Source organism: Primorskyibacter marinus, from assembly GCF_003313245.1.
GTDB classification, from domain to species: domain Bacteria; phylum Pseudomonadota; class Alphaproteobacteria; order Rhodobacterales; family Rhodobacteraceae; genus Primorskyibacter; species Primorskyibacter marinus.
This window is the reverse complement of sequence record NZ_QJSD01000008.1, coordinates 1-15,694: the sequence shown is the minus strand read 5'-3', so window position 1 is coordinate 15,694 and position 15,694 is coordinate 1. Positions and strand designations below refer to the sequence as shown.

14 protein-coding genes are annotated in these 15,694 nt (G+C 54.8%); 13 read left to right on the top strand and 1 reads right to left on the bottom strand.

What is annotated here, in order from left to right; translation table 11 throughout:
• Nucleotides 1-171 precede the first annotated feature (171 nt).
• On the top strand, nt 172-771 hold the full coding sequence (locus DMZ65_RS11435; RefSeq protein ID WP_116599034.1) for a recombinase family protein: 600 nt from the start codon (nt 172-174) through the stop codon (nt 769-771).
• Nucleotides 772-1,154: 383 nt separating this feature from the next.
• On the opposite strand, the gene DMZ65_RS11430 is transcribed toward DMZ65_RS11435, so the two are convergent.
• Complete coding sequence (locus DMZ65_RS11430; protein ID WP_116599033.1) at nt 1,155-1,991, bottom strand: helix-turn-helix transcriptional regulator; 837 nt, start codon at nt 1,989-1,991, stop codon at nt 1,155-1,157.
• A 347-nt stretch (nt 1,992-2,338) separates the two neighbouring features.
• Between DMZ65_RS11430 and DMZ65_RS11425 the strand changes: the two genes are divergently transcribed.
• The 12 genes from DMZ65_RS11425 to DMZ65_RS11370 all read left to right on the top strand — a co-directional run bounded on the left by DMZ65_RS11425 (nt 2,339) and on the right by DMZ65_RS11370 (nt 15,387).
• Complete coding sequence (locus tag DMZ65_RS11425; protein ID WP_157960613.1) at nt 2,339-3,289, top strand: Rieske 2Fe-2S domain-containing protein; 951 nt, start codon at nt 2,339-2,341, stop codon at nt 3,287-3,289.
• A gap of 21 nt (nt 3,290-3,310) precedes the next feature.
• Nucleotides 3,311-4,273, top strand: a complete 963-nt coding sequence (locus DMZ65_RS11420) for a PDR/VanB family oxidoreductase (RefSeq protein WP_116599031.1) — start codon at nt 3,311-3,313, stop codon at nt 4,271-4,273.
• Nucleotides 4,274-4,295: 22 nt separating this feature from the next.
• On the top strand, nt 4,296-5,327 hold the full coding sequence (locus tag DMZ65_RS11415) for a BMP family lipoprotein (RefSeq protein ID WP_116599030.1): 1,032 nt from the start codon (nt 4,296-4,298) through the stop codon (nt 5,325-5,327).
• A 91-nt stretch (nt 5,328-5,418) separates the two neighbouring features.
• On the top strand, nt 5,419-6,945 hold the full coding sequence (locus tag DMZ65_RS11410) for an ABC transporter ATP-binding protein (RefSeq protein ID WP_116599029.1): 1,527 nt from the start codon (nt 5,419-5,421) through the stop codon (nt 6,943-6,945).
• Entirely contained in the window at nt 6,942-8,063 is a 1,122-nt protein-coding gene (locus DMZ65_RS11405; RefSeq protein WP_116599028.1) for an ABC transporter permease, read from the top strand. Before DMZ65_RS11410 ends, DMZ65_RS11405 begins: the two co-directional genes overlap by 4 nt.
• Nucleotides 8,056-8,985 (top strand): ABC transporter permease, encoded by a 930-nt coding sequence (locus DMZ65_RS11400; RefSeq protein WP_116599027.1) that lies wholly within the window; start codon nt 8,056-8,058, stop codon nt 8,983-8,985. Before DMZ65_RS11405 ends, DMZ65_RS11400 begins: the two co-directional genes overlap by 8 nt.
• Nucleotides 8,986-9,006: 21 nt before the next feature.
• Nucleotides 9,007-9,912 carry an aromatic ring-hydroxylating oxygenase subunit alpha gene (locus DMZ65_RS11395; protein ID WP_116599114.1) on the top strand — a complete coding sequence of 302 codons (906 nt, stop codon included), beginning with the start codon at nt 9,007-9,009 and terminating at the stop codon, nt 9,910-9,912.
• Between the two features lie 14 nt (nt 9,913-9,926).
• Nucleotides 9,927-11,675 carry a Rieske 2Fe-2S domain-containing protein gene (locus DMZ65_RS11390; protein ID WP_116599026.1) on the top strand — a complete coding sequence of 583 codons (1,749 nt, stop codon included), beginning with the start codon at nt 9,927-9,929 and terminating at the stop codon, nt 11,673-11,675.
• A gap of 10 nt (nt 11,676-11,685) precedes the next feature.
• Nucleotides 11,686-12,324 carry a glutathione S-transferase family protein gene (locus DMZ65_RS11385; protein ID WP_116599025.1) on the top strand — a complete coding sequence of 213 codons (639 nt, stop codon included), beginning with the start codon at nt 11,686-11,688 and terminating at the stop codon, nt 12,322-12,324.
• A 40-nt stretch (nt 12,325-12,364) separates the two neighbouring features.
• Nucleotides 12,365-13,477: an S-(hydroxymethyl)glutathione dehydrogenase/class III alcohol dehydrogenase gene (locus tag DMZ65_RS11380; RefSeq protein ID WP_116599024.1), complete on the top strand. Its 1,113-nt coding sequence runs from the start codon at nt 12,365-12,367 to the stop codon at nt 13,475-13,477.
• 3 nt (nt 13,478-13,480) lie between these two features.
• Nucleotides 13,481-14,374, top strand: coding sequence for an S-formylglutathione hydrolase (gene fghA / locus DMZ65_RS11375; RefSeq protein WP_116599023.1), 894 nt, complete (start codon nt 13,481-13,483; stop codon nt 14,372-14,374).
• Between the two features lie 5 nt (nt 14,375-14,379).
• Nucleotides 14,380-15,387 carry a GlxA family transcriptional regulator gene (locus tag DMZ65_RS11370; protein ID WP_116599022.1) on the top strand — a complete coding sequence of 336 codons (1,008 nt, stop codon included), beginning with the start codon at nt 14,380-14,382 and terminating at the stop codon, nt 15,385-15,387.
• The last annotated feature ends 307 nt before the right edge of the window (nt 15,388-15,694 follow it).

Genomic DNA, 15,694 nt, shown 5'->3' with positions numbered 1-15,694 from the left:
TCTGTCCGAAAGGGGAACGCTGAGCGGACGCCGTCTCGCCTCGGGCCCACACCTTATATTTAAGGGGAAAATCGATTCTCATTTAGCTGGTACGGTGATAGTATCATTTAACGGGCCTTTTTCGTTACAATTCTACATGGCTCCAGAATAATTTTTCCGAAGGACGCCCCCATGTCTGAAACTCGTATTGGATACGCCCGATGCTCGACCGATAAACAGGACCTTGCCGCTCAGAAGGCAACCCTCCTGCATCTCGGTGTGGCTGAGGACCGCACCTATACTGACCATGGCTTGACCGGAACGAACCGCGAGCGGCCAGGACTGGCGCAGGCCTTGGCCGCCGTAAGAGCCGGCGACACGCTGGTGGTCCCAAAACTCGACCGGCTGGCAAGGTCGGTTCCGGACGCTCGCTCCATCGCAGACGAGTTGGCAAAGCGCGGGGTTAGGCTTGCCTTAGGGGCGTCGGTCTATGATCCGCACGATCCGATGGGAAAGATGTTCTTTAACATTCTTGCCACCTTCGCCGAGTTCGAGGCTGACCTGATCCGCATGCGCACCAAAGAGGGCATGGCAGTCGCCCGCGCTAAGGGGAAGCTGAAGGGCAAGAAGCCCAAGCTGTCGGATCGCCGCCAGACAGAGTTGCGGCGCATGTATGACACGGGCGACTACTCCATCAGCGATCTGGCAGAACTGTTCGATGTTTCGCGGCCGACAGTCTATCGCGTCCTACAACGGACGCCGAGCGCCGAAGTATCCATCGAAGCGCGCTAGCTGACCTTCGCCGCGCTCTACATCAACAACTGCTCTGCGGACAAACCGGAATTGTGCGGCTGCAGATATTGCTCACGCAGAATATTGTCGCGCTTGCAGCGACATGGGTGCGGCGATGCGGTGGATTTCACCAAACCGGTCTTGCGATGCGTTGGAACCGAGCGAAATCAAACTCGCCGTTCACGGCACCTCTCCTAAGACCGCTTTTGGAAGTTCACATTTGCTGCAGCATGTATCTATGGGCTCTGTAACAGGGCTCAATGCGAGCTCAATTTCCTCGATGTCTCTCGTGAGCTGATTTAGTGTTGTGATGAAAAGTGTTTCGAGACACAGAACTCGCTGATATCTAAACCTGCTGACCTGCAGGACGATCCAACACACAGTCAGAACAAAGTATCTACAACAGAGTCCTCAGTATCGCTTGGCTGAGTGAATCCCAAGTCCTTGCGTAGTTCTGCAGGTGACATTCCGAAGAGTTTTTTTATCGTTCTGGAAAAGTGAGGCATACTTTTGAACCCACATTTGAAGGCGATTTCGGATTGCGCGAGACCAGATTGAATTAGGAGTTGTCGCGCGGTTGAAGCCCGCACTCGCCATAAATAGCGCGAGGGCGTAATTCCTATATGCTTTTTAAAGGCGCTGATCAGATATTGCTGCGTAATACCTGAATTACGGGCGATTGTCGGCATATCTAGTTTTTCGTCAGAAATATTCTCCTTTATAAATCGACGAGCAATAAGGATCGCTTTGGGAATTTTTCTGTCTGCCTCGGATTGATGAGCTTCAACCAGAAATGCACGAAGGGCAGCGTGACCAATCGCATCTCGCATTGCATTAAGTTCTGGTCCAGAAGAATGACCTGCTTCTAGTCCGATCTCCTGCAATTGAGCTAGCCTTTGAGTTGTCGACACCGTCTCGTAGCCGTGACACATCTGGCGAAATTCAAGTTTCTGCAGGCGCGGTAAAAACCCTTCGCACCAAATCGCAGTCGTGCACTCGCCCTTGCGATAGTGAAATTCAAACTTTTCATTTGCAACGGCAACGCCAGTTTGTCCTGCCGCGACTAGAATTTCGGCGTCTTCCGTACGCATGATGCAGCAACCTTGTTCAACCGTTAATAGTGACAGGTACGGGCGCAAGATAGGGCCGAAGACACCTCCGTTAGGGTAAGTCATTTTGCCGAAGGAATATCCGCGAACGTAGTTGAGTAGCTGGTCCATAAAATCAATCAAAGATCAAAATGCCGAATAGTGGTTCTGTGACATGGCGACGCAAGTGATCACCATTCAGACACAGAGATGGGTGGTGGCAAAGATTAATATGCACTGGATATTAATTTCAGGCAACAAAAGTCGCGATTCAGTCATTTTAAAGTTGATTTAGGTCAACAACATTGTGGGCATCAATAGCCTCTTCAAGCCTCCAAGGGGCTGCCAGCCAATTTCGCCAGTATGGAGAATAACGGATGTTCCAAGCCACAAATCACTCAAAGTACGCAGGTGATCTGCCACGAAACTGTACCTTTGATGAGAGCGATTGGCGGATTTTGGCATCGTTCTGGCATCCCGTGGCTTTTGCTCATGAGATCGAGGACAAACCGGTCAATGCGCGGCTGTTGGATGTTGATCTGGTGATCTACAGGACGTCGGAAGGTATCTCGGTTGCACGTGACATCTGTCCTCACCGCGGCACACGGCTAAGCGGTGGCTGGATGGATGGCGACACCCTGGTATGCCCCATGCATGGGTTGTGTTTCGATCATTCGGGTCAATGCACCAAAATTCCGTCCATAGCCGATCCGAATGCAAAAATTCCGCCAAAGATGCGCCTGATGTCGCTGAAATCCGAAGTGCGCTATGGTATCGTCTTTGCCTGCCTTTCGGACGAACCCGCACATCCGTTGCCTGTCTGGCCCGGGATTGAAGACGAGAGCCTGAAAAATCTCTACATTCCAAGCGGTACTTGGCATGCCGCGGCAAGCCGACATGTCGAGAATTTCAACGATGTCGCCCATTTCCCGTGGGTACATCAGGGTACTTTCGGCGGCAAGACGGCAGATCCAATCCCTCCTTATAAAGTCGAAAAGACGGATTACGGCCTCAGCTTTCAGTTGCCTTATCTGGAAGGAGGCAATCGTTTTCCGGATGATGTCGAGGGGAGTGAGCGCCAAGTGACTTATACTTATCAGCTGACGCTGCCATTCTCGACCATCATCATCATCGCGCCAAATGACAGCGATTACCGTCAGTATTTTGCGGACACGGTCTGCCCTGTCTCTGCGCATGAAACTCGTATTTTCCAGGTCTGCACCGATACGACAAGCGATCCGGATGCCGATTTCCTTGTGAAAGAGTCCTTGTTGATCAACGACGAAGACAAGCCGATGGTCGAAGGCCAGCGGCCAGAGGATTTGCCGCTGGATCTGACCGAGGAAATCCACATTCCGGCGGACCGGATGTCTGTCGAATACCGCCGAACCTTGGCCAAGCTTGGCCTGGGCGCGCCGATGGCAAGCTGAAGACGGTTGGAGGTCCGAAAGATGAACAGCGGTTTGCTCGAGGTAAAAGTTGCTGCGAAAACGATGCTCGCAAAGGATATCGCCGGGTTCGAGCTTGTTCATGCAGACGGTTCCTCCCTGCCCGGATTTACGGCGGGTTCTCATATAGATGTGCATTTGGGTGATGGCCTCATCCGGCAATACTCATTGTGGAATGATCCATCGGAATCACATCGCTACTGTCTGGGCGTTCTGAAGGAAGAAGCCGGTCGCGGCGGTTCGGCGGCCATGCATGAACTGACCGTGGGCGCAACGCTTTCGATAAGCGTGCCGCGCAACAATTTCGAACTGAACGATTCCGCCAAGCACTCACTGCTCCTGGCTGGGGGTATCGGGATTACGCCTATCCTCGGCATGGCGCAGGCGCTGCATGAACGGGGCGAAAGCTTTGCGTTGCACTATTGCGCCCGTTCGCCCGAACGTATGGCATTCAAAGGCATGGTCAAATTGTCCGGGTTTGCAGAAAACGCCCATCTGCATTTTGACAACGGTCCCGCCAAGCAAAAATTCGATATCGATGCGCTTAGGCAGCCGCCCGAAGAAGGGACGCACCTATATGTCTGCGGACCCACCGGGTTCATGGATGCCGTACTGGCATCGGCAAGTGATGCCTGGCCTGCCTCCAGCCTTCATCGCGAGTATTTTACCGCAGACCTGCAGGCTGTCGACGGCGAGGACCGGCCCTTTCAGATCAAGCTGGATTCCACCGGAGATGTACTCGACGTACCCGCCGACCGGACAATCGTAGAAGTGCTGGCTGACGCCGGTATAGAGATTCCCACATCATGCGAACAGGGAATTTGCGGAACCTGCCTGACGCCGGTTCTGCAAGGCACACCGGATCACCGTGATCTAGTGCTGACAGAAGAGGAACATGCCGACAACGATCAAATGACGCTTTGCTGCTCGCGTGCGTTGACCGATCTGCTGGTTTTGGACCTGTGAGAAACCTAAACGGGAGGAAAAAATGAAAAAACGTAAATTCTTGTCGATAGCCGGCGCCAGTGCCATCGCACTGTCCTCGGTCTTCGTTTCGGCACAAACGGCCGCCGCTGACGATCCGACGGATCTTAACATCGCGATCATCCTATCGGCGGGGATCGAATCCCCCTGGGACGGCACTCTGATTGACTCGCTTGAACGCGTGAAGGCGGAAAAACCCCATGGGCTTGACATGAACTGGCAATATACCGATCCGCTATGGGGTGACGACGCGGGTGAAGCGATGCGCCTCTTCGCTGAATCGGGTGAGTTCGACGTCATCTGGGCCCATTCGACATATTCCGACCAAGTCAAAAAGCTGAAGGACGAGTTTCCGGATATTCTTTTCGTCGTGGTTGGCTCGGGCAACGAGGGATTGGGCGGCAACCAATACTGGGTGTATAAGCGTATTCACGAAGCCTCCTATGTTCTGGGTGTCATGGCCGGCAAACTGACCGAAAGCAACACGCTCGGTGTCGTGGGGACATTCCCGGCAGACGACGTGAACGATGAGATCAACTCGTTCTTTGCGGGAGCTCGGTCGGTCAACGAAAACATTGTCCAGAAAGTCGCCTTCATCGAGAGCTGGTATGATCCGGGTAAAGCGGCAGAAATGACCTCCGCCCAGATATCAACGGGGGCTGATATCATCTTTTCTCTCGCGGCCAATTTCAAACCCTGTGAAGAGGCGGAAATTTTGTGCTTTGCCAATTTCGGGGACCAACACAGCTATTCACCTGAAACGATCGTATCCAGCGCGCTTGCATTCTGGGACCCTGACGTGAACTGGATCATCGACGAATGGTGGGACAAACAGGTGAACGGCGAACCCTACGACGGGAACACCGACATCATCTGGCGTGGCATGGCTGATGGTGGAGCTGGTATCGCCCCTTATCAGGCGCTTGCAGATAAGGTGCCGGACGACGTGAAGGCCTTGGTCGATGCGACGATCGCCGAAATAAAATCCGGATCGCTCGTCGTCGACGTCAACGTCAAAAATCCGGTTTCAAACTGATCGGCACTCCCTGCCGATCTCGCGCCCGCTCATAACCTCCTCCTCCCTGGGCGGGCGCAACTTATCGAAAAGCCATCGGAACCGAGTCATCATGTCCACACTTCTGAAAGCCGTAAATCTAACAAAACGCTTCCCAGGTGTCATCGCCAACGAGGACGTGAACTTTGAGCTGAAGCCGGGTGAGGTACACTGCCTCTTCGGTGAAAATGGTGCGGGAAAATCCACACTTTCGTCATGTCTGTTTGGCTTCTACCAGCCAGAAGGCGGCCACATCGAATTTAATGGCAAGCCCGTGGCCTTTCGGTCGCCACGCGACGCCATTCATATCGGTATCGGAATGGTCCATCAGCATTTTGTGCTGGTTAGCGAGTTCACCGTTCTCGAAAACATTGTTGTGGGCACACACGAGGCGGGATGGAAACTACAGATGCAAGAAGCCAGGGCAAGGGTCGAGGAGCTTTGCCGGGAATACGAAATCGATCTGGATATTGATGCCAACGTGCGTGATCTGGCCGTCGGTCAGCAGCAGTGGGTTGAGATGCTCAAGGCGCTCTATCTCGACGCCCGGGTTTTGATTCTGGATGAACCGACGGCGGTGCTCACACCGGAAGAGTCGCGAAAACTTTTTCGGATCATCGATCATATGTGCGAGTTGGGCCTGTCGATCCTGCTCATCAGCCACAAGATGGTCGAAGTCATGCGGTCGGATCGGGTCACGGTCCTGCGCAAGGGAAAGGTCGTGGGAACGGTAAAGCCGTCGGATGTTACCCCGGACGAATTGACACGCATGATGGTGGGGCGGGACGTGGATTTACGGGTCGCGCGCGACCGCTCTGATGACCGCGACCGAACAGAGCCGCCGGTTCTGATCGTGGAAAATCTTGTCTATCGCGACGGGCGGGGAAAACTGGCGCTTGACGATGTCAGCCTGGCAATCAGGAAAGGGGAGATATTGGGTCTGGCAGGCGTGTCGGGCAATGGGCAGAAAGAGCTGTTTGAATCACTTTCAGGTGTCCTGATCCCTGACAGCGGCAGCATCATATTGGGTGGTGAACAGATCAAAGGCCTGCCCTCGCGCCACTACATGGATCGAGGTGTGGGACTGGTGCCCGATGACAGGTTTCGCGAAGGCCTGATCCCGGAGTTCAATATTCGCGAAAACATGATCCTAGGGTGGCAGCGCCACGATGACTATACCAAGGGTCCATTCCTGGATCACAAGCAGATCGGCACGATCGCTGATGGCCTGATCGATGAGTTCCAGATTACGACACCATCCGGATTGACGCCAGTCAATCACCTGTCGGGTGGAAATGCGCAAAAGGTAATTCTAGCAAGAGAATTTGTGCATTCCAGAAAGCTGCTGCTGGCCAACCAACCGACACGTGGCCTCGATCTCGGGGTTATCGAGTATGTCTACAAGCAGATCATTGTCAAGCGCGACGAAGGCTATGCCGTTCTATTGGCCTCAGAAGAACTTGAAGACCTCCTTAATCTATCGGACCGGATTGCCGTGATATCAAGCGGACGGATAACCGGCGTGGTCGATCCGCAATCAACCACGATAGAAGAAATTGGCCTCTTGATGGCAGGCGGGCAACAGGGGGTCGCAGCATGACCAGCATCAATGAACCGGCTGAAAACCTTTTCCCGGAGCCGGTGCCGAAATGGCGGATCGAGCGTCGGGTAAATCCCAAGCGGTCCTGGACTTTTGCCATGTATGCGCTGGCGACACTCTTCGGATTGTTCCTATCCGCATTGCTGCTTTTGACGAGCGGGGCGGATGTTTTCAAAGCCTATTCCGCGCTTCTGAAGGGCGCCTTCGGTAGTGAGAAAGCCCTTTATGCCACGATGGCGAAGGCAACACCGCTGATCCTGACCGGGTTGGCGACCGTTGTCGCCTTTCGCGCCCAGGTCTGGAGCATTGGCCAGGAGGGTCAGGTCTATGCCGGGGCGATGGGCGCCTATCTTGGTTGCCTTGTATTCATTGGGCTGCCGGCATGGCTTTATGTCTGTCTTATCATCCTCAGCGGCATGATCGGCGGCGCGCTGCTAGGAACAACCGCAGCGATTCTGAAAGACCGGTTCGACGTAAACGAAATCATTTCGACCGTCATGATGAATTACCTGATCGTGTTCCTGTTGTCGTATCTGATCGGAGGCGGCCCCTGGACCGAGGTTTCCACGACAGTCGTCTATCAGCAAACCGGCCCGATTCCGGCCGCGTCGGAACTCCCCTATCTGCTGGGCAGCACGAAACTGCATTTGGGATTTATCCTTGCGTTGACCGCAGCATTGGTTTGCTACGTCCTTCTGGAAAAAACCCCCTTGGGATACGAAATCCGCGCGATGGGGTTCAATCCGATCGCCCTGGCCTATCGCGGCACGAATATTGGCCGGACCATCATCATCGTTATGGCAGTAAGCGGTGCGATTGCGGGACTGGCCGGGGTGTCTGAAATCTTTGGAACTGCCCACCGCCTCCGCGCCGATACGCTTTATGGCCTGGGCTATACCGGCATCATCATCGGCATGATCGGAGGATTGCGTCCGCTTGGCACGGTCGTGGCGGGCATCGTCTTCGGCGGGCTTGCCAGCGGGGGTCTCTACATGAAGCTGCTGGCTCAAGTGCCGGATGCATTGGTCCCGGCCATGCAAGGCATCCTGCTGCTCGCCTTCCTCTGCGCGGGAGTTGCAGCACGCTACAAACTCGTGAGGACCGAGAAAGATGTCTGAGTTGTTTCAGGAAGCCATTCTTGTCAGCATTCTGGCCGGAACAGTGCGCATCATGACGCCCATTCTGTTTGCTGCCATTGGCGAGTTGGTCACGCAACGCGCAGGTATCTGGAACATGGGCGTCGAAGGCACCATGCTGATGGGAGCGTTTACCGCCTACATCGTTGCAACGGCAACCGGCTCGATATGGCTCGCTGTCCTTGCCTCAATGGTCGTTGGAGGCCTCGTTGGTCTTCTGACCGCGTTTATGACGGCAACGATGCGCGTAGACCATTTCATCACGGGTCTGGGGATTAACCTGCTGGTCGCCGGCCTGACGCTTTACTGGTTCCGCATCTATATCAAGGGGCGGGCGCAACCGACCTTTGACGGTTTCGAGAATGTTCCCATTCCGGTCCTTTCTTCGATCCCTTGGCTGGGGGAAATTCTCTTTTCGCAGCGGTTGCTGACTTATGTTGCATTTGCCGCGGTGCCTGCCATCTGGTTCCTACTCTATCGGACACGTTGGGGGCTTGAACTGCGCTGCCTCGGCGAAAACCCCAAGGCACTGGATATTAAAGGACTCAGCGTCACCGGGCGTCAATACATTGCCGTGCTGATCGGGAGTGTAATGACAGGATTGGGCGGCGGGTTTCTGATGCTGGGCTTCTCCGACCGTTACCTAGCAGATATCACGGCAGGACGTGGTTGGTTGGCCATCGTAGCCATCATTGCCGGAAACTGGCTGCCTCGTGGCGTTCTTGCCGCCGTGCTTGTCTTTGCGCTGCTCGAAAGCATTGCGACACATGTCCAAGTACTGGGGCTCAATGTGCCGCACCAGATCTTCCTGGCGATGCCGTATCTTGCCTCGATCCTGCTGTTGATGGGGTTGCGCAGAAAATCCAGCCAACCCTTGCGCTTAGGCATTCCCTATTTCCGTTGAGCAATGAATGGAGCCCACGACATGACCGAATTGAAATGTACAGACCCAGTGATCCTGAACCAGTGGCATCCGCTTAGTTCAATCGACGAAATCACGCCGGGCTTAATCCATTCGACCATGCTTCTGGAAGAAAATATTTCCTATGGCATGGACACAGACGGAAATGCTTATGCTTGGCCATTTGATAACCAACTTCCAACGCGGAGCCGGTTAACCTCGAAAACGGTCCGCAATCCGCTACCCATACATATCGCGCACGGCTACGTCTGGACGTCGCTTGGAGAGCCGCCTGAAACGCTGTTCTCATTTGAGGAATATTACGAGGCCGATCGTATAAATGTGCCGACGGGTGTGTTTGGCGTGAATGTTTCCGCTGGCCGTGCCGTCGAGAACTTTTTGGACATGAGTCACTTTCCTTATGTTCATACCGGCATTCTTGGGGAAGAGCCGCATACCGAGGTTAAGGAGTATGCAGTTGAGGTTTCAGAAACTCGTGACGAAGTGTTGGCTACACAGTGCCAATTCTATCAACCAAAGGCCGCGCTAGCTTCTGAAGGCGGTGCGATGGTCGATTACACGTATCGGGTGCCGCACGTAAACTGCGCATTGCTCTACAAATCCAGCCCCAACGATGCGTCACGCAGTGACGTGATCTATATGTTCCTGCAACCCATGAGCCAGGATTGGGTGCGCGCGCATACAGGGATGTGCGTCATCGATGAAGACAACACCTACGAGAGTATTCGGTATTTCCAGCAGGTGATCTTCGGGCAGGACAAGCCGATATTGGAAAACCAGTATCCGAAGCGGCTTCCGCTGGATCCCAGATCCGAAACTCCAATTCGAGCCGACAAAACGGCCATCGCGTTTCGACGCTGGTTGAGTCGGAAGGGTCTGCGCTACGGCGTGATCCCTGCAGCAGCATAGAAAGAGGGTATGTCATGACGACAGATCTGACTACTTGGCACCCGATTGCATCAAGCACTGATCTCCCGATGCGGCACATTTATCATGGACAGCTTTGGGGGCGCGAAATGGCAGTGTGGCGGGCCGACGACGGCCACGTCAATGTCTGGGAAAACCGGTGTTTGCACCGGGGCGTGCGCCTGACGGTCGGCCTGAACGAAGGTCGTGAGCTGAGGTGTCTCTATCACGGCTGGCGCTACGCCAACCGGACGGCTGGCTGCACTTACATCCCTGCGCACCCGGCTGATGCACCAGCGCGGACAATCTGTAACAACACGTATTCAGCAGTGGAATCACATGGTTTGGTTTGGTCTGCCGTTGATCCGATCGGAGAATTCGAAGCGCCAGCTGTGTTGAATGGCAATGACGTTTTGGCGCTTCGACCAATACCGGTAAAAGCCGCCCCTGACATTGCTTTGAAACATGCTAAGTCTTATCGCTTTTCTCCAATTGGCGAGGGGTGCGCCGATGTCACTTTGGTTGAAGAAACTGATAATCACGTCCAATTGCACGCTAAGCAAGACCAGTCAAAAGCAACGCTTCTGCTGTTTGTCCAGCCGGTGGATGCCGGGCGATCCATCTTGCGTGGCGTGTTAACAGACCAGCCAGCCGACGCCGGCAACATTTTGCGCCATCATAATCGCAGGATGCAAGCGCTGCGCGATGTCATCGAGGCGGAAGCCACAATGCTGCCGGTCCCGGAACCAATTGAAGTTCAGTTTTCGAAGGTCGACGAAGAACTAGCCAAAATGCCAGCCCGCGCGAAATCTGGTCCAAAAGCTGAATTGCGTGTCTCTGTGGCGCATAAATGGGATGCCTCTGAAGGTGTCGCGGGTTTTCGGCTGGAGGCGCTGAATGGACAGCTGCCCACTTTCCAACCCGGAGCGCATATCGACCTGCATATGCCCAACGGGATGTCACGCCAATATTCTCTGACCAATGCACCTGGCGAAACCGATTTTTATCGGATTGGCGTCAAGCGGGAACCGGACTCACGCGGCGGTTCGGAATGCATGCACAATGCTGTTCAGGCAGGAGATGTGCTTGCAATCTCTGCGCCCCGCAACAATTTCCCGCTTCGGCGCGATGCATTGAAAACAATTCTTGTTGCCGGCGGCATCGGGATCACGCCGATGCTGGCCATGGCCCAAACCCTTCACGTTCAGGGGTTGGGCTATGAGCTGCATTATTTCGCGCAATCCGAGGCGCATTTGTCCTTCCCGGATGTGCTGAAAACATTTGGCAGCAATCTGATCCCACATATTGGACTTGATCCGGCATCGACGGGCGGCGCGCTGAAGGAATTGCTGTCCGGCTACGACTACGCGCACCACCTGTACATTTGCGGCCCCGGCCCAATGCTTGAAGCCACCCGAAAAATCGCTGCCGAAGCCGGTTGGCCCGAAGACGCGGTGCATTTCGAATACTTCAAGAACACCAAGGAAATAGACGACAGTTCCACTTTCGAAGTGGCGCTTGCACGGTCGGCACTCACGCTGCAAGTGCCAGCAGGCAGGACCATTCTTGAAATTCTTCAGGAAAACGGGATCGAGGCACCCAGTTCCTGCGAGCAGGGGGCGTGCGGCACCTGCCTGACAACGGTAATCGAAGGCGAGCCCGATCATCAGGACGTCTATCTTTCCGACAGCGAGAAGGCGTCGAACCAGAAAATCATCACCTGCGTGTCACGAGCCAAGTCAAAGCGGCTTGTGCTGGATATCTGAGGAGGCCGAAATGAAACTCTATGACTACGAGCTTTCGGGGAATTGCTTCAAGATCAGATTGTTCCTGAACATTCTTGGTATCGAATATGAAAGCCAAACCGTCGATTTCTATCCGGGGCTTGAGCATAAATCGCCCGAGTTTCTCCAGTTGAATCCACTAGGACAATTGCCGGTCATCGAGGATGAGGGCAAGGTCCTGCGCGATGCCCAGGCCATACTGACCTATCTGGCGGTAAAATATGATGCGAGCGGCCTATGGTATCCCGTCTCTGACCCTGGCCGCTTGGGAGAGGTTGCGCAATGGCTCGCCTTTGCCGACGGCATCACCGGAACGGCTTCGGCTGCGCGACTGCATGATGGGCTGTTCTATGAACTGGATGTCGAAGCCGCGCGCGCCGGTGCCCATCGTTTGTTCCGCATCCTTGACGAACATTTGTGGTTTGCCGAACGGGTCGGCCGCGATTGGCTTGTGCCTGGCGACCATCCCACGATCGCGGACATTGCTTGTTTCCCCTACGTGGCGCTCTCGGAGGAAGGGGGTATTTACAGACAGGGTTACCCTGCAATCCGGCGCTGGTGCGACCGGGTGAAACGGATACAGGGCTTTGTCGGCATGTCCGGCATTTTCACGACAAGCCACGCGGCCTGAGATCACTAAATCAATGAACTTAATTAGCAGGAGAATCGCTATGCGAACACGTGCGGCAGTTGCCGTTGAGGCGGGCAAACCGCTGGAAGTTATGGAAGTGAACCTCGACGGCCCCAGGACGGGCGAGGTTTTGGTCGAGATCAAGGCGACCGGTCTTTGTCACACCGACGAATTCACCCGCTCGGGTGATGACCCCGAGGGGATCTTCCCAGCGATCCTGGGCCATGAGGGCGCGGGTGTTGTCGTCGAGGTGGGTGAAGGTGTCACCAGCCTTGAGGTCGGTGATCACGTGATTCCTCTCTACACGCCCGAATGCCGTGAATGCGATTACTGCCTAAACCCCAAAACCAATCTCTGCCAGTCGATCCGCGCGACGCAAGGCGCCGGGCTGCTGCCCGATGGCTCGACCCGGTTCTCGATGCTCGACGGCACGCCGATTCACCATTACATGGGGTGTTCGACCTTCGCCAACCACACGGTCGTGCCCGAGATCGCCCTGGCCAAGATCCGTAAGGACGCGCCTTTCGACAAGGTCTGCTACATCGGCTGCGGCGTGACCACCGGCATCGGCGCGGTGATTAATACCGCTAAGGTCGAGATCGGCAGCCGCGCTGTCGTCTTTGGCCTGGGCGGCATCGGGCTCAACGTGATCCAAGGCCTGCGCATGGCAGGCGCCGACCAGATCGTTGGCGTGGACCTGAATGACGACAAGGAAGTAATGGCCCGCCAGTTTGGCCTGACCGATTTCGTGAACCCGTCGAAGGTCGATGGTGACATGGTCACGCACTTGGTCGAACTGACCGGAGGCGGAGCGGATTACACGTTCGATGCCACTGGCAACGTAAACGTCATGCGCACTGCGCTGGAAGCCGCCCACAAGGGCTGGGGCGAAAGTGTCATCATCGGCGTGGCCCCTGCCGGCGCCGAAATTGCCACTCGCCCGTTTCAGCTGGTCACCGGTCGGGTCTGGCGCGGCACAGCCTTCGGCGGCGCGTCGGGGCGGACGGATGTGCCCAAGATCGTCGACTGGTACATGGACGGCAAGATCGAGATCGACCCAATGATCACCCATAAGCTGACACTCGACCAGATCAACGAAGGCTTCGAGCTGATGCACAAGGGCGAAAGCATCCGCGCCGTCGTGGAATTCTGATCGATGGAACTGATCGAAAGTACGACATGCTTCGGCGGAAAGAACGCGGTCTACAGGCATCCATCTGATGCCTGTGGCTGTGACATGACTTTTGGCATCTACCTGCCTCCACAGGCCGAGACATCTTCAGTGCCGGTACTCTGGTACCTGTCGGGTCTGACCTGCACCCACGAAAACGCGATGTCCAAAGCTGGGTTGCAGCAATTTGCTGCCCGGCGCGGGGTAGCGCTGGTCTTTCCAGACACCTCTCCGCGCGGCGAGCATGTAGCCGATGACGAGGCCTATGATCTGGGCAAGGGCGCCGGGTTTTATGTGAATGCCACCCAAAAGCCCTGGGCCTCGCATTTCCGAATGTATGACTATGTCGTCAAGGAACTGTTCCAGATTATCTGCAGCCGCTTCCCTGTCACCGAAAGACACGGGATCACCGGCCACTCCATGGGCGGACACGGCGCGCTGACACTGGCGATGCTCAACCCCAGGAAATATCAATCCGTTTCGGCGTTTGCACCGATTGCCAACCCGACGGCCTCAGACTGGGGCAGCAAACAACTGGCAAGCTATTTGGGGGATGATAAGAAACTCTGGGCTGACCACGATGCCAGCCTTCTTTTGGCAGACAGGGGCTGGTCGAAAGACATCCTGGTGGATCAGGGCGCTGACGATCAGTTTTACGCCCTGCTGAAACCTAAAACACTAACAGCAGCCGCCGAAGCAGCAGGCGTGCCGGTCACTTATCGCGAGGCAGCTGGCTACAACCACAGCTACTATTTCGTCGCCTCCTTTGCCGAAGATCATCTCAATTGGCACGCTGATAGATTGATGTACCGATCAAAGGTCTTCCGCGCCGACCAACGCTTTGACAGAAGCGGGACGAAGCGTCGCTTTGAACGGTAAAAAAGATGAAGCACACAACTCACGACTTTTCAATAACGCAAGAGACAGGGGGGGCGCAGAGCGACAGCACAATTGCGATTGTTGTTCTCGATGGGTTTTCTACACTGAGTCTGGGTGCAATTGTCGAACCGCTTCATTTTTTCAGGAAAAAATTCCCCAGTATCGCGCCCAAGTTTCTACTAGTCGGCGGGCGCGATAAAGCCGTCAGATCGCAAAGCGGCGTTGCGTTTTTTTGCGATGAAACGCTTGCTGAGTTTTCTCTCCGATTGAGCAAGAGAAACGGGGTGTTAGCCATCTGCTTTTGCTGTGATTCTTACCAGCGGTTGGAGGAAAGTTCTGATATCCTGAGCCTGCTAAGGCGGTCCAAACGGTCTGGTATGGCGCTTTATGGGATCGGGCGCGCGTCGTGGATATTCGCGAAAATGGGGCTATTGGATGGGCACAAGGCTACCACGCATTGGTCCTCGCTGGTTGCGTTCTCTGAAAGCTTTTCTGATGTGTCCGCCAGGAACGTTCTATTTGTCTCCAACGGATCGACGACAACATGTGCCGGTGAATTGGCGGCCCTGGACATGATCATCCACTCTATTGCCAAGATCTCGCGAGAAGCCGCGCAATACGTATGCAATCAACTGCTGATTTCCTATCCGCGCGACCCTGACATCCGTCAGCCTGGATCTCAGGTCGACAGGCTTCGGCATGTCCCTGAAGCTCTGAGGGCTGCAGTCAGGCTAATGTCACAAAACATTGAGGAACCACTCTCAAAAGAGGAAATAGCAAATACGTGTGGGACGTCCGTAAGAAGCATTGAACGGCAGTTTGAAGTGCATCTCGGCAAATCGCCAATGCAATTCTATACAAGCCTGAAACTAGAGCGCGCTTACGAGCTGATGTCTCAGACCAACTTGCCTCTAAGAGAAGTTTCCATCGCCAGCGGATTCCGATCGTTCGGGAATTTCTCAAAACAATTCAAAAGAGAATACAGGTGCACACCATCCAAGTTCCGGCGGTAAACGTCAAATCCAGCGGTTGGTGAGCTTGCAGCTACGTCTTGACCGGTGATCTGTGAGCCTGCGTAATGATTCTCGTTTCGGTCTACATGGATGGCCGATCTTTTATGTTGCCTTGCAGCACTGAGAAATACGCAGCCGCGGAAATATTAGTGCTGCGAGCGCACGCTGCGAGATTTGCAAACTTCTCCTTTGGGCTCAAACCGGACTTTTGCCGCGCAAAGCGCGGATGACAGCTACGCTGCTTCCAGCACCAGCCTACGCCACTTGGCCATAAAGAAAGTGCGCCAAACATCGCGGAAGATCACAC

Excerpts from the sequence above, each read along its gene's own strand:
- DMZ65_RS11435 (WP_116599034.1), top strand. The coding sequence starts at position 172 with ATGTCTGAAACTCGTATTGGATACGCCCGATGCTCGACCGATAAACAG.
- DMZ65_RS11430 (WP_116599033.1), bottom strand. The coding sequence starts at position 1,991 with ATGGACCAGCTACTCAACTACGTTCGCGGATATTCCTTCGGCAAAATG.
- DMZ65_RS11420 (WP_116599031.1), top strand. The coding sequence starts at position 3,311 with ATGAACAGCGGTTTGCTCGAGGTAAAAGTTGCTGCGAAAACGATGCTC.
- DMZ65_RS11415 (WP_116599030.1), top strand. The coding sequence starts at position 4,296 with ATGAAAAAACGTAAATTCTTGTCGATAGCCGGCGCCAGTGCCATCGCA.
- DMZ65_RS11410 (WP_116599029.1), top strand. The coding sequence starts at position 5,419 with ATGTCCACACTTCTGAAAGCCGTAAATCTAACAAAACGCTTCCCAGGT.
- DMZ65_RS11405 (WP_116599028.1), top strand. The coding sequence starts at position 6,942 with ATGACCAGCATCAATGAACCGGCTGAAAACCTTTTCCCGGAGCCGGTG.
- DMZ65_RS11400 (WP_116599027.1), top strand. The coding sequence starts at position 8,056 with ATGTCTGAGTTGTTTCAGGAAGCCATTCTTGTCAGCATTCTGGCCGGA.
- DMZ65_RS11395 (WP_116599114.1), top strand. The coding sequence starts at position 9,007 with ATGACCGAATTGAAATGTACAGACCCAGTGATCCTGAACCAGTGGCAT.
- DMZ65_RS11390 (WP_116599026.1), top strand. The coding sequence starts at position 9,927 with ATGACGACAGATCTGACTACTTGGCACCCGATTGCATCAAGCACTGAT.
- DMZ65_RS11385 (WP_116599025.1), top strand. The coding sequence starts at position 11,686 with ATGAAACTCTATGACTACGAGCTTTCGGGGAATTGCTTCAAGATCAGA.
- DMZ65_RS11380 (WP_116599024.1), top strand. The coding sequence starts at position 12,365 with ATGCGAACACGTGCGGCAGTTGCCGTTGAGGCGGGCAAACCGCTGGAA.
- fghA (WP_116599023.1), top strand. The coding sequence starts at position 13,481 with ATGGAACTGATCGAAAGTACGACATGCTTCGGCGGAAAGAACGCGGTC.
- DMZ65_RS11370 (WP_116599022.1), top strand. The coding sequence starts at position 14,380 with ATGAAGCACACAACTCACGACTTTTCAATAACGCAAGAGACAGGGGGG.